Genomic DNA, 16,903 nt, shown 5'->3' on the forward strand with positions numbered 1-16,903 from the left:
CATCCCTCTGTATGCTTACCATGGCAACGGGATCCCTCCTGGCCACGGGATGTGCGTCGCGTTCGCCGCGGCCGGATCGTAGTTCGGACTGTTGGGATTGTGGACGCCTCTCGGGTACAGGTTACCTTGTGCATCGGCGTACCGTCCTCCGACTTGGATCCGATAGGTCGGCCCACTGGCCGCGTTCGATCCCAAGGGCGCGGTCAGATCAGCATCGTGTGCACGAAGGCGGATGGTTTGCCCTTGCTTGTTTACCCACTTGTACTCGACGCCTACTTGTGATCCACCAGTAGACGACGGTGTCAGCCGACGCATCGAGGCGCCCTTTGGCACGATTGCCATCGGGTTTCCATACCCGCCCAGGGTATTGGCAGCCCGCCCACCCGATGCACCTAATCTCAGTCCGAGCAAAGCGAACAGAGCAGTCTCTACGTGAGCATTGACCGCGTGCTCGAATTCACCTTCTTGACCGCATTCTTCAAAGTGGTCGAGACAGTATGTGGCGGCGATCCTTTTGGCTCCAGCGACATCGTCAGGATGATCGAGGATGTGACGCCATGCTTCCTGACATCCTTTGCGGCCAAAGCATGCGTTCTCGCCGCCGCCCATGCCCATGCGCCAGAAATCGCGATCGGTCGCTCCGTATTGCGCGGACCAGAGCGACGCGAGCTGGGTCGGGTCATCGACCGATTGAGGCGAATTCTCCCGAATCCACTCGTTTTCCGCCCCGGCGTCTTCTACTGCTTGGACTGCGTGCTTGATTTGTTGTGGGGTGGATCCGCAGACGCAGTCGCCGAGAAGGTATCTGTGGCCGTCGATTTCGATGCCGGTGATGGGGTTGCCGCCGGCAATGCTGTAGCGGTTGCCGGTCCAGGGGTTGGTGGTGAGGTTGAGGTCTGCCATGGCCCCGTTGTATGTATCGCGGACGGTGAAGCGGTTGATACCGGGTTGGTAGTCGCGGAACCCCATGTCGTAGCCGCCGGAGGCGGGGTCGAAGCGTTTGCCGGTGTAGCGGTAGTAGTTGAACGGTTCCTTGCCGGGTTGCTGCGCATCCGGCTTGTCGACCCCTGTAAACGCCTCGGTGTCGTCGTTGCCGTAGGCGGTATAGCCGTAGGTGGCTTTGGTGTCACCGATGCTGGTGGTGAGGGTTTCGACGTCGGTGTGCGGGTTGTAGCCGTAGAAGGCGTCCTCGGCGACCTCGGGCCCGCCGCCGTCGGTGTCCTTTTTGTTTTGAGTGAGGCGGCGGCCGTAGGCGTCGTACTGGTAGGTGCGTTGGAGTTGGCCTGCGATTTCTTCGGCGACGACTTTGTCGGTGAGGCCGAGGTAGGCGAAGTCGGTGGTCTTCGCGTCCGCCGTGCCGGCGTGGTCGGTTTTCGAGGTGGTGCGGTCGAGGGGGTCGTAGCGGTAGGTGGTGTCGACGATGGCGCCGGTGTCGTCGAGTGTGCGGTGTTTGGTGGTGCGGTCGAACCCGTCGTACGCGTAGTGCTCGACGATCTGGTCGGCGGAGAAGACGGTGTCCAGCCGACCGAACGGGTCGTAGTTGTAGCTGCCGGTCACACCATCGGTCACCGCGGTGGCGAGGCGGTTGCGGTCGTAGGTGAAACGGGGCGTGAGGTTCCCCCCGTTGCCCGGACACCTTGGCGTTGCCCCGGTTCTCCGGACCGTCGTCTGTGGAGTGTCAGGCGGGTTGTTGTAGTTCGTGAAGTCTTTCATACTCGACCGGGGTGAGGTAGCCGAGCTTGGAGTGGCGTCGTTGTCGGTTGTGGAAGATTTCCAGGTACTGGAAGATTTCGTTGGCTAATTCGGTCCGGGTTTTCCATTTCTTTCGGTCGAGAAGCTCGGTCTGCAGCTTGGACCAGAATGACTCCATCATCGCGTTGTCGTAGCCAGCCCACGATCTTGCGGCTGAACGCGTCCCGCACGGCGCAGCAGTAGAGTTTGCCTTCGCGGGTGGGATGCTCGGTGATGTCACACACCCAGAGCAGCCCTCGGTACCAGCCCCGACACCGCGTAACTGCGCTTCGACCCCGAAGCACCCTCGCCGACCACCGCTGGCCCCACGAACATTGAAACCACCCAGATGACGTCACCAGACGCGACGTGGTTGATCATCCGGATCGCGCTAGCGTTGCGGCCCATGGGCCCGCTCGCGATCTCCCACGATTTGTTCGGTCGGCTGCGCCTCGCCGACTTCCTTCCGCCGGGAACGGTGGAGCGGCTGGACGGCTGGGAGTACCTCGACCGCTACTGGATCGGCGAGGCATGCGGGTTCACCGAGTGGCTGCGTATCGAGTCCGAACCCGAGGAAGTGCGCTCGATCGCACTCGACCTCGCTGAGCTGCCCGCGGGCGCGAGCGCCGCCATGCTCGCGACGCTGCGGCTGCCGCTGCGCGCCGGGATGACCCTGCCGGAGATCACCACTGTCCTCGGCCAGCCCGAGCACACCGAGGTGTTCGTACCTGACCGCGCCAACCACGACTTCCAGGTGGACACCGTCGGCAGCTACACCGTTGGCTGCACGGTGCACGAGGACGACGGCCTGATCTATCTCACCGTCCACACCACGCCGCTACCCGAGTAGCGAAGCGCCGCCCGGCATCAGGGCGAGCCGACCCCAACTCGCGTCGACCACCGGCAGTGCGGTGAACCCACCCGACGCCAACAGTCCGGCAGCCCCGCATGTCCGCGGTCATCGTGGCCACCGGGCCACTCATGACGTCCCGCGCCAGCATCGTGCACCCGCCTCTCTACGAGGGTTCACCTCGTGCGGTTGGGCTACCCACTGCCGGAGCGGGCGACCCGTTGCCGCTAACGGAGTGGGAACCCGAGCTGGCGGCCGGCATCGCGGAGCTCGTCGCGGACATCGGGGTGGGCGACGTTATCGATGACCTGTTGCGCCTGGTCGCCCGCGTCGCGGCCCCAGACGGTGGCGGTGCCCTGCTCGCTGACGATGAAGCTGTGCTGGAACGAGGTGACCGGTCCGGCCAGCCGCGGCACGACGGTGGACACGTCGGCCTTGGGGTGCCATGAGGGCAGGGCGATGATCGCCTTGCCGCCCGGTGAGTGCAGTGCACCGACCACGAAGTCCGTCTGCCCGCCGAAGCCGGAGTAGATCATTCCGTGCACGCGGCTGGCGTTGGCCTGGGCGAACAGGTCGACCTGCAGCGCCCCGTTCACCGACACCAGTGTCCGCTGCCGCGCGATCAGCCCGGGGTCGTTGGTCTTCTCCGTGCGCAGCAACCGCACCCGCGGGTTGCGGTCCACCCACTCGTACAGCTCAGCGCTGCCGAACACGAACGACGCCGTGACCGGAACGTCGGGGTCCAGCGCGCCGGCCCGCTCCAGTCCCAGCACACCGTCACTGAACATCTCCGACCACACCGACAGCCCGCGTCGACCGGTCAACGCGGCCAGCACCGCATCCGGGACCGCGCCGATCCCCAGCTGCAGGCTGGCGCCCTCCAGCACCAGCGACGCCACTCGGTCACCGATCTGTTGGGACACGGTGCTCACCGGCCGCGGCACGGGAGAGGCGAGCGGAACGTCCACGTCGATGGCGTAGTCGACCTCGTCACAGGCCAGCACCGCATCCCCGTAGAGGTAGGGCATGCGCGGGTTGACCTGGGCGATCACCATGCCGCCGCGCGCCCGGACCGCCTCGATCGCCGCCGGCAGTACGTTCACCTCCGTCCCCAGTGACACCGTGCCGTCCACGGGCGTGGAGGTGTGCACGAGCACGATGTCCGGCGGCAGCGACTGGGACAGCAGGTGCGGCACGAGCGACAGGCGGGACGGGAAGTACCGCAGACTGGTGCGGCCACGCATACCCGCGCCGACGAACGGCGTCTCCAGCGTCACCCCCTCGCGGTCCGGCATGCCCGGTTGGGCGTTGAGCACGAACAACCGGTATTCCGCCACCGACTTGTCCAGCACCGCCAACCCGTGCGCGGGGGTGGCGAAGTTCCCGCTGACCACCACCCGCGGCACCCCGGCTACCCGGGTCAGCACGGTGGCGAGCTGGGAGTCAGAAAGTGTTCGCATGACCTCTCGATACCATTCAGGTGGTGATGATTCCGCGCCTGTCGAACCGGTCGCGGACGTGCCGCAGGAGGTCCGGGCCGGGGGGCGGAGTGTGCGCTAGCGGGAACGGGATACCCAGATCCGCGTACTTGACCGCACCCAGGGTGTGGAACGGCAGGACCTCGACGCGTTCGACGTTGCGCAGCGTGCTGACGAAGGACGCGAGCCGGTCGACGTCGTCGGGGTCGTCGGTCAGCCCAGGGACCAGCACGTAGCGGATCCACACCGGTTTGTCCATCGCGGCCAGCCGGCGCGCGAACACCAGTGTCGGTTCGAGGTCCACGGTGGTCAGTCTCCGATAGCGGGCCGGGTCCGAGGACTTGATGTCGAGCAGGACGAGGTCGGTGTCGGCCAGCAGCGCGTCGGTGGCACGCGCTCCCAGGTACCCGGACGTGTCGAGGGCGGTGTGCAGGCCGAGCTCCTTGACTCGGTGCAGGAGTTCACCCACGAACCTCGGCTGTAGCAACGGTTCTCCGCCGCTGACGGTGAACCCGCCGCCGGCGACCTCGATGAACCGCCGGTACCTCACCACCTCGCGGAGCAGCTCGTCGACCGTCGTTCTGCGTCCGTCGCGCATCCGCCAGGTCTCCGGGTTCTGGCAGTACAGGCAGCGCAGCGGACACCCGCTGGTGAACACGACGAACCGCGTTCCGGGTCCGTCGGTCCCGGTCGAGATGTCCCAGGAGTGGACCGAGCCGGTCACAGCGAGTCGTGGAAGGTTCGGTTGACCACGTCCCGCTGTTGCTCCGAGGTCAGGCGGGTGAAGTGAACCGCGTACCCGGACACCCGGATGGTCAGCTGCGGGTACTTCTCCGGGTGTGCCATGGCGTCCAGCAGGGTTTCCCGGCTCAGCACGTTGGCGTTGAGGTGGAACCCGCCCGCGTCGACGTAGCCGTCCAGGATGCCGACGAGGTTGGTGATCTGCTCCTCCCTCGTGCGGCCGAGCCCGGCCGGTGTGATGGTGGCGGTGAGCGAGATCCCGTCCTGCGCCTGGTCGTACGGCAGCTTGGCCACCGACAGCGCCGCGGCCACGAGGCCGTGCGAGTCACGGCCGTTCATCGGGTTGGCGCCAGGGGCGAACGGCTCACCGGCCCGGCGGCCGTCCGGGGTGTTGCCGGTGTGCTTGCCGTACACCACGTTCGAGGTGATGGTGAGCACCGACTGGGTGTGGACCGCGTCGCGGTAGGCGGGGTAGCGTCGCACCTTCGCCATGAAGTCCTCGACGATCTCCACGGCGAGGTCGTCGACCCGATCGTCGTTGTTGCCGTATCGCGGGAAGTCACCCTCGACGGCGTAGTCGACGGCGAGACCGCTCTCGTCCCGGACGACCCTGACCCGCGCGTGTTTCACCGCCGAGAGGCTGTCGGCAACGATCGAGAGCCCGGCGATTCCACAGCCCAGCAGCCGCTGTACGGGGTGGTCGTGCAGCGCCATCTCGATGCGCTCGTAGGAGTACCTGTCGTGCATGTAGTGGATGATGTTCAGCGCGTCCACATAGGTCTTCGCCAGCCAGTCGGTCATGCGGTCGAAGGCCGTTCGCAGTTCGGCGTAGTCGAGGTAGTCGCCCTCGAGCGGCGGAAACGCCGGCGTGACCTGCTCACCGGTCACCTCGTCCCGGCCGCCGTTGATCGCGTACAGCAACGCCTTGGCCAGGTTGGCCCTCGCGCCGAAGAACTGCATCTGCTTGCCCACCCGCATGGCCGACACGCAGCAGGCGATCGCGGCGTCGTCGCCGAACCGCGGCCGGATCAGCTCGTCGCTCTCGTACTGGATCGAACTCGTGTCGATCGACACCCGGGCACAGAATCGCTTGAACCCGGCCGGCAGCCGCGGCGACCAGAGCACGGTCAGGTTGGGCTCGGGCGCTGGGCCGAGGTTGTAGAGGGTTTGCAGGAACCGGAAGCTGTTGCGCGTCACCAGCGTCCGGCCGTCCTCGTCGATGCCGCCGATCGTCTCGGTCACCCAGGTCGGGTCCCCGGAGAACAGCTCGTCGTAGGCGGGCGTACGCAGGAACCGCACTATCCGCAGTTTGATGACCAGGTCGTCGACCAGCTCCTGTGCGTCTACTTCGGACAGGAGGCCGGTGTTCAGGTCGCGGTTCAGGTAGATGTCGAGAAACGTGGATATCCGGCCGATGGACATGGCCGCACCGTTCTGCTCCTTCGTCGCGGCCAGATAGGCGTAGTACAGCCACTGCACCGCTTCCCGCGCCGTACCCGCCGGGCGCGCGATGTCGTCGCCGTAGGCCGCGGCCATCTGCCGCAGCTCGTCGAGCGCGCGGATCTGCTCGGCCAGCTCCTCCCGGTCCCGGATGACCGCCTCGGTCGAGCGCACCGCGTCGAGCCGGGCCCGCTCGGCCCGCTTCGCCGCCACCAACCGGTCGACCCCGTACAACGCGACCCTGCGGTAGTCGCCGATGATTCGGCCGCGCCCGTAGGCGTCCGGCAGCCCGGTGATGATCCCGGCACGGCGGGCGCGTTTGATCTCCTCGGTGTACGCGTCGAACACGCCGTCGTTGTGGCACTTGCGGTACTTGGTGAAGATCTCCCTCACTGCCGGGTCCAGCTCGTGGCCGTAGGCGGCCAGGCCGGCCTCCACCATCCGCAGCCCGCCCGCCGGCATGATCGCCCGCTTCAACGGCGCGTCGGTCTGCAGCCCGACCACCAGCTCACGCGAGCGGTCGATGAACCCCGGCGCGTGCGCGGTGATCGACGACGGCGTCGCACGGTCCACGTCCAGCACACCCCGGCGGTGTTCCTCGACGAACAACGCCTCGAGCCGTGCCCACAACGACCTGGTCCGCTCCGTCGGCCCTACCAGGAACTCCGCGCCACCCTCGTACGGGGTGTGGTTGTCCCGCACAAAGCCACGAACGTCGACCTCGTCCCGCCACCGCCCACCGCGGAAGCCCGACCACTCCGGGGGCTCCACGGTCGACTCGATCACCGGTGCGACCATCAGACACTGCCCTCCTCTGTCGTTCCTGGGATCCACCATCCCTGAATCGATGCACGGGACCCAGGGACCAGCGTCGTGACCACGCGTTACCAAGGTCCCTGTGACCGACTTCCGTCCCGTCCCGGCAGGAACCTTCGACCGACCGGCGGCGACCAACGGCTCCCTGGGTCGCGTTCCAACGCCCGTGTGCGAGACCGGTCGAGAAGAGGAGCGTTGATGCCGACAGGGAACCCACCCGCTCGGCCCTCAGGAGTTCGTCATGAACGGCACCATCGCTACCCCCACCGTCGACCTGTTCCGCACCAACGACAGCTGCGACCGCTGCAGCGCGCAAGCCAGGGTTCTGGTCCTGTTCAACACCGGCGGCGAGTTGGTCTTCTGCCGGCACCACGCCCGCCGGTTCCGCTCGGCGCTGGAGCCCATCGCCCTGGTCATCGAGCGCGACCCCGAACAGGTGTAGACCCCGGGCCGGAACGAACGTGGAACGATGACGACGGGCCTCCGGCGCTCGGAACGGTGTGGACCGCCGGGCTCGAGCAGGACCTCTGCCGGCCCCGCTCCCGCGGTTCCGGGGTTCCGCGGAAGGCCGTCATGCTTCTCCCCCGACGAGATGGGTGTGGCTGTCGGAGCGCGACCGAGCGACGACCACAGGGCAGCCGCTGCGGCGGATGAGGTAACGGCTCACCGAGCCGAACAGGGTCGAGGCCAGCCGGCCACGCCCGCGCGAACCGAGCACGAGGAGGGCGGCTCGGCGCGAGTGCGTGGCCAGCACGTCCGCCGGGTCCCCGCGGACGGTCACCTCGGACACCGAGACCGCGGGGTGCAGCGCGCCGAAGCCCAGCACCATCAGGTGGTGCTCGTGCTCCGAGGTGTCGGGGAGCCGCCCGTCCGGCAGGCACCGCAGCACACGTAACGGACGGTGCGCGCGCTGTGCGGCGGCGAACGCGTAGGCGAGGGCGGCCAGCGAGGTGCCCGGCTGGTCGATGGCCGCCAGCACAGGTGCGTCGGCGGTGGTGGGCGGCACCGTCTTCGGCACCACGGCGAGCGGGCAGGGCGAGGTGGTCAGCAGCGTGCCGGGCACGGATCCGGACATCGCCTCGGCGAACGGGCTCCGGTCGTCGGCGCCCACCACCAGCAGGTCGGCCGACTCGCCGTGGTCGGGTAGCACGTCGGTCGGCGCACCGTCCGTCGTCTCGGCGGTGACACCCAGCTCCGGGTGGGCGCTCTTCGCCTCGCGGGTCGCCCGTGTCAACCGATGCCGCGCCCGCTCGTGGATAGCCGCCGTGGAGTTCGATGGCAGATGCCGTTCCAGGTCGGTGGCGGGTGGTACGGCGGTGACCAGACGCAGCTCGGCGCCCCGGGCCGCGGCCTCCGCCGCGGCCCAGCGAACCATGGGAAGCCGTTCGTCTACCGTGGACACGCCGACGAGGACCCGGTCGTGGTCGGGTCTCACCGCTGTTCCTCCCTGTGGGCCACCGCGATCGGGCATTCGGCGTGGTGCGACACGGACTGGCTCACGATCAGCTGCGCGCCGGCGCCCTGCTTCGGCCAGTCCCGGTCGACGATCGTGCGCACCTCGACGATCGACGGCTGTTCGGCGGAGAGAGGTGTCATGACCCGTCCTCCTCCGATGACGTGCCGACGCGGCAGCAGAACCTGCGGAAACCCAGGACTTTCGACCGAGCCCGAGCGGGCCTCCGGCAACTGGAGCGGCGGGGTGACCGGGGACTGGACCAGCAGGATCTCCTCGCGCAGCGAGTTCGAACCGCCGTTCACGACCGCCTCCGGTGTTCGAGGATCTCCCGCTGGACATGGGCGGCCCGGTCCGCCGCTCGCGAGTTCCTGTCCTCCAGCTCTCCCGCGATCACCACGTGGGCGTCCGGGCCGGGGAAGACCAGCGCCTGGCGACCGGTGTCCAGCCACCGCACGCGGTAGGGCGGCGCGCCGTCGGGTAACGAGACCTCCTCGATCCGGCCGCGTCGGGCCTCGCGTTCGGTGTTGGCCTGCTCGACGACGAGCCAGTCACCTGGTTGGGCGCGCATCGTCCGACCTCCCGCCTGGGCGTTCCGCTTTATCGCTCTCCATGGTCGGGAGTACGACGGCGCCCCGGCAGGGCACCAAGTCACCGGAGCGAGGGCCGTACGCACTCGGATCAGCACGCCGTCGACGACCGCCGACACCGAACTCGTGGGACCAACGCCCCTGCCCGGCGAGCGGTTCGCGGCGGACGGTTGACGGAGCAGAGGAAGGAGCACAGCGATGACCCGCAAGCACAACGACAGTCCGGGCATCGTCGTCGGTGTGGACGGCTCGGCCGCGAGCGCGGCGGCGCTGCGCTGGGCACTGGCCCGGGCGGCGACCGACCACGAGACGGTCACCGCCGTCGAGGTCCAGCCGATCGAGCGGTTCCTGCCCGGAACCTCCTACGCCCCAGCGCCCTACGGGACAGCGCCACCGGCGGAGCGGTTGCACAGCCGCCTGCACGAGACAGTCGCCCCGGCGGTCGCGGCGGTGCGCAACGCTCCGGAGGTGATCGAGACACACCTGCACGGCGACCCGGCGGCCGAGCTCGTCCGGACCGCCGAGAACGCCTCGATGCTCGTCCTGGGCCACACCCCGCACCGCCGGATCACCGAGTTCCTGCTGGGCCGGGTGACCGCGGAATGTCTCCGCCGTTCCGGCATCCCGGTCGTCCTCGTGCCGGCGGGTCGAACGGTCCGCGGACCAGAAGCCGGATGACGGGCCGTGCGTCGCCCCGGCCGGACCGCGCGGTGACGGACACGACCTTGCATTCCGTCATCGGCCGCGACCGCCTCGGTCCGGCCGACACCAGCGGGGTTGCTGTGCGTCCACACGGGCCTGGCCAACCGCGGGCACTCGGACCGCGTCGAAGGATGTCGGCAGGGACTTCGGACCCGGCAGGTCGGGAAGTACGCCACTCCCCGCCAGCGATGTCGACGGCCACGGTGGTGCCATGACACGGGTACTGGTGACCGTGGCGAGCAGGACGGGCTCGCCCGGCGAGATCACCGAGGTGATCGGGCCACGAGTGGCGGCCGTCGCCATCCTCGACGGAGGCCTGGAACGCCGGCAGCCGGGCGACGCGCGGGACTGTGGCGAGATCTCCGCCTTGGCCGGCCACACCGCTGACGCGCTGCTGGCCCGGCAGACCCCTCGACCACCTTCAGGAGGTGCCCGATGAACACCGACCTGCCCGACGACCACACGCTGTTCGGCGCGCTCGAACTCGCCAACCGGGCCCCGTCGGTGCACAACACCCAGCCCTGGCGCTGGCTGCTCGGCGACAGCTCGATCCACCTGATGGCCGACCCGGCCCGGCAACTGCCGGTCACCGATCCCGCCGGACGGGACCTGGTGCTCAGCTGCGGAGCAGCGCTACACCACCTGCGGGTGGCGATGGCAGCCCTCGGCTGGGACACCGCCGTCCAGCGCGTGCCCAACCACGGCGACCCCACCCACCTCGCCGCCCTGGAGGTGTCCCCGCACCTCCCGTCGGACGAGGACATCGCGCTCGCCGCGGCGATCTCGCACCGCCGCACCGACCGCAGGCGCTTCTCCTCCTGGCCCGTGCCGGAGGGACACCTGGACCTGATGGTCCGCAGAGCGACCGAGGTCGGCGCGCTCCTCGTCCCGGTGACCGACGCGTCGACCCGGCGGCGGCTGACCCGCGCCATCGACATCGCCGACCGGATGGGACATGACGACGTCCGGTACCAGATGGAGGTCGCGCTGTGGAGTGGGCGCAGCCGCGTGGCCGAGGACGGCGTCCTCTCCGCCAGCAGCCCGCGACACGAGCACGTGCACGGGGACACCACCATGCGGACGTTCCCCCGCGGTTCCCTGGGCGAGGTGGAGACCGGCCGCGGAGAACCGGACGCCGGTCAGCTCCTCGTCCTCGCCACCCCGGCCGACGACACCACGTCCCTGCTGCGCGCCGGTGAGGCGGCCAGCGCCGCCCTGCTCACCGCCACCGACCTCGGCCTGGCCACCTGCCCGCTGTCCCAGCCCCTGGAGATCGCGGACACCCGAGCCCTGATCCGCGACCAGGTCCTCGACGGTGCCGCCCTCCCGCACCTGGTCGTGCGCACCGGATGGCTCCCCACCGCCGCGCCACCGCTACCCCACAGCCCGCGCCGCCCCACCGACAAGACCGTCGACTTCCTGCCGGGAACCCGGCGGGCCAGACACGAGAGGTGACCACATGACCATCCGAGTGGCCGTCAACGGCTTCGGCCGCATCGGCCGGGACGTCCTGCGCATCGCCACCGACCGGGCCGCCATGGGCGAGAAGGACATCGAGATCGTGGCGGTGAACGACATCACCGATCCCGCCACCCTCGCCCACCTGCTGCGCCACGACTCCACCTACGGTCCCTTCGCCCACCACGTGACCGCGGGCGAGAACTCGATCTCCGTCGACGGGCGCAGCCTGCTCGTCTGCGCGGAGCGGGAACCGCAGCGGCTGCCGTGGCGAGACCTGGGTGTCGATCTCGTCATCGAGGCGACCGGCAAGTTCCGCACCGCGGAGAAGGCGGGCGCACATCTCACGGCGGGTGCGCGCAAGGTCGTCATCACCGCTCCCGGCAAGAAGGTCGACGCGACGATCGTGCTCGGGGTCAACGAGGAGAGCTACCGGCCGGGTGAGCACCACATCATCTCCAACGCGTCGTGCACCACCAACTGCCTGGCGCCCATGTTGTCCGTGCTGCACCACACGTTCGGCGTGCGACGCGGCCTGATGACCACGATCCACAGCTACACCAACGACCAGAACCTGCTGGACGGTCCGCACAAGGACCTGCGGCGGGCGCGGTCGGCGGCGGTCAACCTGATCCCGACGAGCACCGGCGCGGCGGCGGCCATCGGCGAGGTCCTGCCAGAGCTGGCCGGGCGCCTCGCCGGCGTGGCCGTCCGGGTGCCGGTGGAGAACGGCTCGCTCACCGACCTCACCGTCGAGGTGGCGGCCACCGACGTCACCGCCGGACAGGTCAACCGCGCGTTCGCGGACGCCGCGGACGGCCGGATGAAGTCGATCCTCCGCTACACCGAGGAACCGATCGTCTCCCGCGACATCCTCGGCGAACCGGCGTCCTGCGTCGTCGACGGTTCGCTGACCACCGTCGAGAACCAGCTCGTCAAGGTCTTCGGCTGGTACGACAACGAGTGGGGCTACGCCAACCGCACCCTCGACCAGCCAGCCGCCCTCCGGGTGGGCGTCGAGGAAGCCGCGTACCAGGGCTCTCGCCTCGGTGACCCGCAGACCGTCCGGGCGGGGTGGCTGCCCGGCCGGCTCCCGGCGCCAGGCGGCGTAGCGGGCGATCCGGCCGAGCGCGGCCGCGGCGGCGGCCGGGTCGGCGAAGCTGGCCGCGACCGGAACGCCCTTGTCGACCAGTCCGCTCACCGCGGCCAACTGCCCCGGCCGCGTCACGAGGACGGGCTTGCCGGCACGCCGCGCGATCCCGGCGACCGCGGCGACCGGGTCACCGAGGGCGGTCGGCACCCCGGTGGCGAGGACCGCGTCGACGTTCTCGTCGGCCAGCAGGACGTCCAGGCAGTCGCCGAAGACCTCGGCGGCCACGGCGGCCGTGGTGTCGATCGGGTTGGCCAGGCTGGCCTGTTCGGGTAGCAGCCGGGCGAGCCGCTCGCGGGTGTCCGCGCCGACCTCGGGCAGGACCAGTCCGCTGTGGACGCACGCGTCGGCGGCGAGCACCCCGGCTCCGCCCGCGTTGCTGAGGATCGCGACGCGGTGGCCGGTCGGCAGCGGCTGCCAGGCGAGCGCGGCGAGCACGTCGGTCGCCTCGCTGACCGTGTCCACGGCGATCACGCCGGCCTGCTCGAACAGCGCGTCCCGGGTCACCGCCGGGGTCGCCGCGGCGGCGGTGTGCGAGGCGGCGGCCGCCTGCGCCACGTCGCTCTCGGCCGAGCGCACCGCGATCACGGGCGTGGTGCGCGCCAGACCGCGGGCGAGCCGGCTGAACTTGCGCGGGTTGCCGAAGGACTCCAGGTACAGCACCGCGGCCGTCGTGTTCGGGTCGTCCCGCCACCACAGCAGCATGTCGTTGCCGCTGACGTCGTACTTGTCCCCCGTGGACACCAACGTGGACACGCCGAGCCCGAGTTGGCCGAGCACCTCGACCAGCGCGATGCCCACCCCGCCGGACTGGGTGACGACTCCGACCCTTCCCGCGGGGACGCGGCCGCGGGTGAACGTGGCGTCCATCCGCACCCCCGGCGCGGTATTGACCACGCCAACACAGTTCGGGCCGACCAACCGCATGCCGTGGTGGCGCGCGGAGCTGAGCACCCGCTCGGCGAGCGGCGTGCCGGAGAGCCCGGCGGAGATCACCACGACCGCGCGCACCCCGTGCCGACCGCACTGCTCGACGGCGTCCGGCACGGCCGCCGCCGGCAGGCACACCACGGCCAGCTCCGGCGGCCCGGGGACCTCGGTCACCGACGGCCAGCACGGCACCCCGGCGATCCGGTCGGCGTGCGGGTTCACCGCGGTCAGGGTGCCGGCGAAGCCACCGTCGAGGAGGTTGCGCAGCACCGCGTGCCCGACCGTGCCCGGGCGCCGACCGGCGCCGACCACGACGACTGAGGCCGGGCGCAGCACCGAGGCGAGGCTGGCCACGTCGGCGACCCGGTCCCGCTCGTCGACCGCGGCCGCGAACCGGTCGTCGAACTCCAGGGAGATCTCCACGTGCCGCTCCGGGCCGTCCACGCTCATCCGGTACGGCAGGCCGGCGTCGAGGAACACCTGGATCATCCGCCGGTTCTCCGCCAGCACCTCGGCCACGAACCGGACCACCCCCCGTCGACGAGCCGACGAGGCCAGGTGTTCCAGCAGCAGGGTGCCCACGCCTCGGGCCTGCACCGAGCCGTCCACCACCAGCGCGACCTCCGCGGTGGCCGGGTCGGCGAGCACCTCGTAGTGCGCCACCCCCACCAGCCGCTCGTCCAGGTAGGCGCACAGCCCGCCGTGCCGGTAGTCGTCGTCGCGGGCGATGCGCCGCGCCATCCGGTCGAGCACCCTGGCCGTGGTCGATCCGAAGAACCGCAGGTACCTGTCCTGGTCGGACAGCCGCTCGTGCAGGTCCCGCACCTCGTCCACATCCGAACCGCACAGTGGACGCACCGTGACGATCCGGCCGTCGGCCAGCAGGGCTCGCACGCCTTCCGGCGTCTGCGCCACGATCATCGGGGACTCCGTTCGACCTCGTCGTTCCACCAGAAGGACATCCGGTTGCGCACCGCCACCACCCCGGGGACGGCGCGGACCACGCGCTCGATCCCGGGCAGGTCGCTGCGGTACTCCGCGCGCCCGAGCAGCAGCACCTCACCGTCCCGGACGTCCGCCCGAACGAGCACTTGGTGACCGGTGGCCAGCCCGTCGCGCTCGACCTGCTCGCGGATCTCGTCGTCGTCGCGGAGGTAGCCGCGCAGCAGGTCCCGCCGGCTCAACACGCCGACCAGTCGGCCGTGCTCGACCACGAACAGCCGCCGCACCCCGGTGGCGGCGAGCCGACGTGCCGCAGCTGACAGCGGCTCGTCGGCGGCGATGGTGGCCACCGGTGCCGTCATCACCTGCCGCGCGGTCAACGACGCGCGGTCGCCGCGTGCGCGCGGCCCGGCCCGGACCAGGTCCACTTCGGACAGGACGCCGATCGGGCGGCACCCGTCCAGCACGGGGACCGCGCTGACCCGGTTGGTGGCGAGAACGGCCGCGACGGCACACAGTGGCGCGTCGGCGGGCACCGAATCCGGGCACCGCGTCATCACCTCGGCCACGGTCAGCTCCGCGACCGCGGGGTGACCGGCCGACACCACCGCTGCTGCTCTCATCATGCCTCCTCAGCACGCTCCTGCTACTGAGAAGTCTTGTCGTGCGACACGGTCCCGGACAGAGCCGCAGGCACTCGGACCGAGCGCCAAAGGTCCCGGCCCGCTCGGGACGTCGGGCGCGCCACCCGGCCATTCCCCTGTGAAAACAGTACGGAAGGCGAACCGATGCTCGTGGTCGAGCTCGCCGTCGCGGTGAGCTACCGGAGTTTCGCGTGGCGATCGCTCGATCTCGTGCGGCAGCGGGTCACCGCGGCCGCCGCGACCAGGATCGGTCCGAGGGTGCACCGGCTGGACCTGATCGTCGAGGACGTCTACGGAGTGTGACCGGGTGAAGGACACGATGGACAGGGGCACAAGTGACGCCCGGGACACCGGCCGTGCCCCGCTGTTCGAGTATGTGGTCAGCTCCTCGGTCGTCGCGGCCGTCGCGGTCCACGCCGCCGTCGCGGTGCCCGGTGTGCTGCGGGTGGAGCCGGGCCTGACCGGGTTGGTCGGATCGGTCGTCCGCACGGCTCGTCAGCGGATCAAGGGACTGGAACCGGCGCCGACAGAAGGCGCGCGGGTCGAGTTCGTGCGGGCGGACACCGTGCGGGTGGAGGTGGACGTGGTGATCTCGGGACAGGACCAGGCCACCGCGGTGGGCCATGCGCTGCAGCGTGCGGTGGCGGGCGCGGTCTCCGAGGCGACCGGACTCACCGTCGCCGAGGTCGGCGTGTCCGTCCTCGACATCATCTGGGACTGACCCCGGCGATGAACACCACTGAGTTCGCCCGCGACCTCGTCGCCGCCGTGGCGAAGATCCCTGGGCTGCGTCCGGCCACCCAGGCCGGGCCTTCTCCGTTGGGGTGGCAATGGGATGCCCTGGCCGTCGACGTCATCCGCGGTGCCGGTGGCGGCGACGTGGTGATCCGGGCCGTGGCGACCCGGCTGCCGCTGCCACCCATCGTGCGCCAGGCGGAACAGGCGCTGCTGGCAGTGGTCGCCGCACGGCGTCTGCCCATCGCCCGCATGCGCCTGGAGATCACCGAGATCGACGGCGCGGCATTCGGCACGGGAAAGGGCTCACCGGAGTGAGGAGAAATCCGCGCGGGACCCGTGACGTTGGCGGCCCGCCGGTGTCCTACCAGTGTGTGACGTCGACGCGACAGCATCCGCTTCGCGAGGCCTCCACCGGACACCAGGAGTGCCGTCATGACCGCTACCCACAGCCCCCCGGCCAACTCGAACACGCCGGCAGGCAGCACCTCCGTCGTCTCGTCGTCGGAGAGGACCACCACGTCGCCGAACACCTCCCAGGGCACGTCGCTGGCCACATCGCAGGGCACCACGACGGTGGCCGACACCGTGGTACAGAAGATCGCCAGTCTCGCCACCAGGGAGATCAACGGCGTGTACGACCTCGGCGGCGGCGCGTCCCGCGCGTTCGGCGCCCTCAGGGAGCGGATTCCCGGCGCGACCGCGAGCGCCGCGCAGGGGGTGGCGGTCGAGGTCGGCGAGACCCAGGCCGCGATCGACCTGCAGCTCCTCGTCGAGTACGGCGTCTCCATCGCCGATCTGGCCAAGGCGGTACGTCGCAACGTGATCACCGCGATCGAGCGGATGACCGGCCTGGAAGTGGTCGAGGTCAACATCCACGTCAGCGACGTCCACATCCCCGGCACCGAGGACAGCACGCCAGAACCGACTCGCGTGCACTGACCCTCGGCGTCGAGACCGACGCCGAAGGCATCGCCGCCGCTGTCCAGGCCACCGCGACATCGCGGACCTGGACGGCGGCAGGCCCGCCGTCGACCTCAGCTAGGAGAACAAAACTGATGAACGCCACGACCCTGGGACTGATGGCCGGACTGGCGCTGGGTTTCGCCGGCGCGTTCGGTGGCTTCGGTGCCTTCCTCATCGTGCTCGTCCTGGCCGCGCTGGGCCTCCTCGTCGGTCGGGTACTCGACGGCAAGCTGGACGTGTCGCAGCTGACCGGCGTCGGCCGGGACCGGGGCTGAGG

Annotated in this window: 18 protein-coding genes and 3 pseudogenes; 11 read left to right on the plus strand and 10 right to left on the minus strand. The window is 70.0% G+C overall.

Going from position 1 to position 16,903, the window contains the following annotated elements:
* Positions 1–15: 15 nt before the first annotated feature.
* Both JT362_RS33125 and JT362_RS33130 read right to left on the minus strand, forming a co-directional pair.
* A complete protein-coding gene (locus JT362_RS33125; RefSeq protein WP_260195847.1) occupies positions 16–1,713 on the minus strand; it encodes a polymorphic toxin type 30 domain-containing protein in 1,698 nt (565 codons plus the stop codon).
* A pseudogene (locus JT362_RS33130) lies at positions 1,679–1,982 on the minus strand (IS3 family transposase); the annotation flags it as partial. The gene JT362_RS33125 and the pseudogene JT362_RS33130, both read right to left, overlap by 35 nt.
* 155 nt (positions 1,983–2,137) lie before the next feature.
* Between JT362_RS33130 and JT362_RS33135 the strand changes: the two are divergent.
* The gene (locus JT362_RS33135) at positions 2,138–2,581 is read left to right on the plus strand and encodes a hypothetical protein (protein ID WP_260195848.1); all 444 of its coding nucleotides are present in this window, start codon (positions 2,138–2,140) and stop codon (positions 2,579–2,581) included.
* 227 nt (positions 2,582–2,808) lie between these two features.
* Here JT362_RS33135 and JT362_RS33140 read toward each other — a convergent pair whose 3' ends face one another.
* From JT362_RS33140 to pflB, 3 genes are read right to left on the minus strand one after another with little or no spacing between them, the layout of a single operon-like run.
* Positions 2,809–4,041 (minus strand): acetyl-CoA hydrolase/transferase family protein, encoded by a 1,233-nt coding sequence (locus tag JT362_RS33140; RefSeq protein ID WP_260195849.1) that lies wholly within the window; start codon positions 4,039–4,041, stop codon positions 2,809–2,811.
* A gap of 16 nt (positions 4,042–4,057) precedes the next feature.
* Complete coding sequence (gene pflA, locus JT362_RS33145; protein WP_260195850.1) at positions 4,058–4,783, minus strand: pyruvate formate-lyase-activating protein; 726 nt, start codon at positions 4,781–4,783, stop codon at positions 4,058–4,060.
* Positions 4,780–7,038 (minus strand): formate C-acetyltransferase, encoded by a 2,259-nt coding sequence (pflB, locus tag JT362_RS33150; protein WP_260195851.1) that lies wholly within the window; start codon positions 7,036–7,038, stop codon positions 4,780–4,782. Before pflB ends, pflA begins: the two co-directional genes overlap by 4 nt.
* Before the next feature lie 259 nt (positions 7,039–7,297).
* On the opposite strand from pflB, the gene JT362_RS33155 reads away from it, so the two are divergent.
* Complete coding sequence (locus JT362_RS33155; protein WP_260195852.1) at positions 7,298–7,498, plus strand: DUF7455 domain-containing protein; 201 nt, start codon at positions 7,298–7,300, stop codon at positions 7,496–7,498.
* Between the two features lie 129 nt (positions 7,499–7,627).
* On the opposite strand, the gene JT362_RS33160 is transcribed toward JT362_RS33155, so the two are convergent.
* The 3 genes from JT362_RS33160 to JT362_RS33170 are packed head-to-tail and all read right to left on the minus strand — an operon-like array spanning position 7,628 to position 9,080.
* Positions 7,628–8,491, minus strand: a complete 864-nt coding sequence (locus JT362_RS33160) for a universal stress protein (RefSeq protein WP_260195853.1) — start codon at positions 8,489–8,491, stop codon at positions 7,628–7,630.
* Positions 8,488–8,814 (minus strand): hypothetical protein, encoded by a 327-nt coding sequence (locus tag JT362_RS33165; protein WP_260195854.1) that lies wholly within the window; start codon positions 8,812–8,814, stop codon positions 8,488–8,490. Before JT362_RS33165 ends, JT362_RS33160 begins: the two co-directional genes overlap by 4 nt.
* Positions 8,811–9,080: a DUF1918 domain-containing protein gene (locus tag JT362_RS33170; protein ID WP_260195855.1), complete on the minus strand. Its 270-nt coding sequence runs from the start codon at positions 9,078–9,080 to the stop codon at positions 8,811–8,813. Before JT362_RS33170 ends, JT362_RS33165 begins: the two co-directional genes overlap by 4 nt.
* A 217-nt stretch (positions 9,081–9,297) precedes the next feature.
* On the opposite strand from JT362_RS33170, the gene JT362_RS33175 reads away from it, so the two are divergent.
* The 4 genes and pseudogenes from JT362_RS33175 to gap form a co-directional block, all read left to right on the plus strand.
* Complete coding sequence (locus JT362_RS33175; protein WP_260195856.1) at positions 9,298–9,777, plus strand: universal stress protein; 480 nt, start codon at positions 9,298–9,300, stop codon at positions 9,775–9,777.
* Positions 9,778–10,012: 235 nt separating this feature from the next.
* Positions 10,013–10,240, plus strand: coding sequence for a hypothetical protein (locus JT362_RS33180; protein WP_260195857.1), 228 nt, complete (start codon positions 10,013–10,015; stop codon positions 10,238–10,240).
* Positions 10,237–11,256, plus strand: a complete 1,020-nt coding sequence (locus JT362_RS33185; protein ID WP_260195858.1) for an Acg family FMN-binding oxidoreductase — start codon at positions 10,237–10,239, stop codon at positions 11,254–11,256. Before JT362_RS33180 ends, JT362_RS33185 begins: the two co-directional genes overlap by 4 nt.
* Before the next feature lie 4 nt (positions 11,257–11,260).
* A pseudogene (gap, locus tag JT362_RS33190) lies at positions 11,261–12,250 on the plus strand (type I glyceraldehyde-3-phosphate dehydrogenase); the annotation flags it as partial.
* A 336-nt stretch (positions 12,251–12,586) separates the two neighbouring features.
* Here gap and JT362_RS33195 read toward each other — a convergent pair.
* Positions 12,587–14,260 (minus strand): annotated as a pseudogene (locus tag JT362_RS33195) (bifunctional acetate--CoA ligase family protein/GNAT family N-acetyltransferase); the annotation flags it as partial.
* Positions 14,257–14,904, minus strand: coding sequence for a CBS domain-containing protein (locus JT362_RS33200; protein WP_260195859.1), 648 nt, complete (start codon positions 14,902–14,904; stop codon positions 14,257–14,259). The pseudogene JT362_RS33195 and the gene JT362_RS33200, both read right to left, overlap by 4 nt.
* Before the next feature lie 165 nt (positions 14,905–15,069).
* Between JT362_RS33200 and JT362_RS33205 the strand changes: the two genes are divergently transcribed.
* From JT362_RS33205 to JT362_RS33225, 5 genes are all read left to right on the plus strand, one after another.
* Positions 15,070–15,228, plus strand: coding sequence for a hypothetical protein (locus JT362_RS33205; RefSeq protein WP_260195860.1), 159 nt, complete (start codon positions 15,070–15,072; stop codon positions 15,226–15,228).
* Positions 15,229–15,244: 16 nt separating this feature from the next.
* Positions 15,245–15,646 carry an Asp23/Gls24 family envelope stress response protein gene (locus tag JT362_RS33210; RefSeq protein WP_260195861.1) on the plus strand — a complete coding sequence of 134 codons (402 nt, stop codon included), beginning with the start codon at positions 15,245–15,247 and terminating at the stop codon, positions 15,644–15,646.
* Between the two features lie 8 nt (positions 15,647–15,654).
* Entirely contained in the window at positions 15,655–15,978 is a 324-nt protein-coding gene (locus JT362_RS33215; protein WP_260195862.1) for a hypothetical protein, read from the plus strand.
* A gap of 117 nt (positions 15,979–16,095) precedes the next feature.
* Positions 16,096–16,602, plus strand: a complete 507-nt coding sequence (locus JT362_RS33220; RefSeq protein WP_260195863.1) for an Asp23/Gls24 family envelope stress response protein — start codon at positions 16,096–16,098, stop codon at positions 16,600–16,602.
* 116 nt (positions 16,603–16,718) lie between these two features.
* Positions 16,719–16,901 carry a hypothetical protein gene (locus JT362_RS33225; protein ID WP_260195864.1) on the plus strand — a complete coding sequence of 61 codons (183 nt, stop codon included), beginning with the start codon at positions 16,719–16,721 and terminating at the stop codon, positions 16,899–16,901.
* The last annotated feature ends 2 nt before the right edge of the window (positions 16,902–16,903 follow it).

The organism is Actinophytocola gossypii (genome assembly GCF_025165815.1).
Classification (GTDB): Bacteria; Actinomycetota; Actinomycetes; order Mycobacteriales; family Pseudonocardiaceae; genus Actinophytocola; species Actinophytocola gossypii.

Excerpts from the sequence above, each read along its gene's own strand:
- JT362_RS33205 (WP_260195860.1), top strand. The coding sequence starts at position 15,070 with ATGCTCGTGGTCGAGCTCGCCGTCGCGGTGAGCTACCGGAGTTTCGCG.
- JT362_RS33185 (WP_260195858.1), top strand. The coding sequence starts at position 10,237 with ATGAACACCGACCTGCCCGACGACCACACGCTGTTCGGCGCGCTCGAA.
- pflB (WP_260195851.1), bottom strand. The coding sequence starts at position 7,038 with ATGGTCGCACCGGTGATCGAGTCGACCGTGGAGCCCCCGGAGTGGTCG.
- JT362_RS33125 (WP_260195847.1), bottom strand. The coding sequence starts at position 1,713 with ATGAAAGACTTCACGAACTACAACAACCCGCCTGACACTCCACAGACG.
- JT362_RS33140 (WP_260195849.1), bottom strand. The coding sequence starts at position 4,041 with ATGCGAACACTTTCTGACTCCCAGCTCGCCACCGTGCTGACCCGGGTA.
- JT362_RS33200 (WP_260195859.1), bottom strand. The coding sequence starts at position 14,904 with ATGAGAGCAGCAGCGGTGGTGTCGGCCGGTCACCCCGCGGTCGCGGAG.
- JT362_RS33170 (WP_260195855.1), bottom strand. The coding sequence starts at position 9,080 with ATGCGCGCCCAACCAGGTGACTGGCTCGTCGTCGAGCAGGCCAACACC.
- JT362_RS33155 (WP_260195852.1), top strand. The coding sequence starts at position 7,298 with ATGAACGGCACCATCGCTACCCCCACCGTCGACCTGTTCCGCACCAAC.
- JT362_RS33210 (WP_260195861.1), top strand. The coding sequence starts at position 15,245 with ATGGACAGGGGCACAAGTGACGCCCGGGACACCGGCCGTGCCCCGCTG.
- JT362_RS33215 (WP_260195862.1), top strand. The coding sequence starts at position 15,655 with ATGAACACCACTGAGTTCGCCCGCGACCTCGTCGCCGCCGTGGCGAAG.
- JT362_RS33135 (WP_260195848.1), top strand. The coding sequence starts at position 2,138 with ATGGGCCCGCTCGCGATCTCCCACGATTTGTTCGGTCGGCTGCGCCTC.
- JT362_RS33180 (WP_260195857.1), top strand. The coding sequence starts at position 10,013 with ATGACACGGGTACTGGTGACCGTGGCGAGCAGGACGGGCTCGCCCGGC.
- JT362_RS33225 (WP_260195864.1), top strand. The coding sequence starts at position 16,719 with ATGAACGCCACGACCCTGGGACTGATGGCCGGACTGGCGCTGGGTTTC.
- JT362_RS33175 (WP_260195856.1), top strand. The coding sequence starts at position 9,298 with ATGACCCGCAAGCACAACGACAGTCCGGGCATCGTCGTCGGTGTGGAC.
- JT362_RS33220 (WP_260195863.1), top strand. The coding sequence starts at position 16,096 with ATGACCGCTACCCACAGCCCCCCGGCCAACTCGAACACGCCGGCAGGC.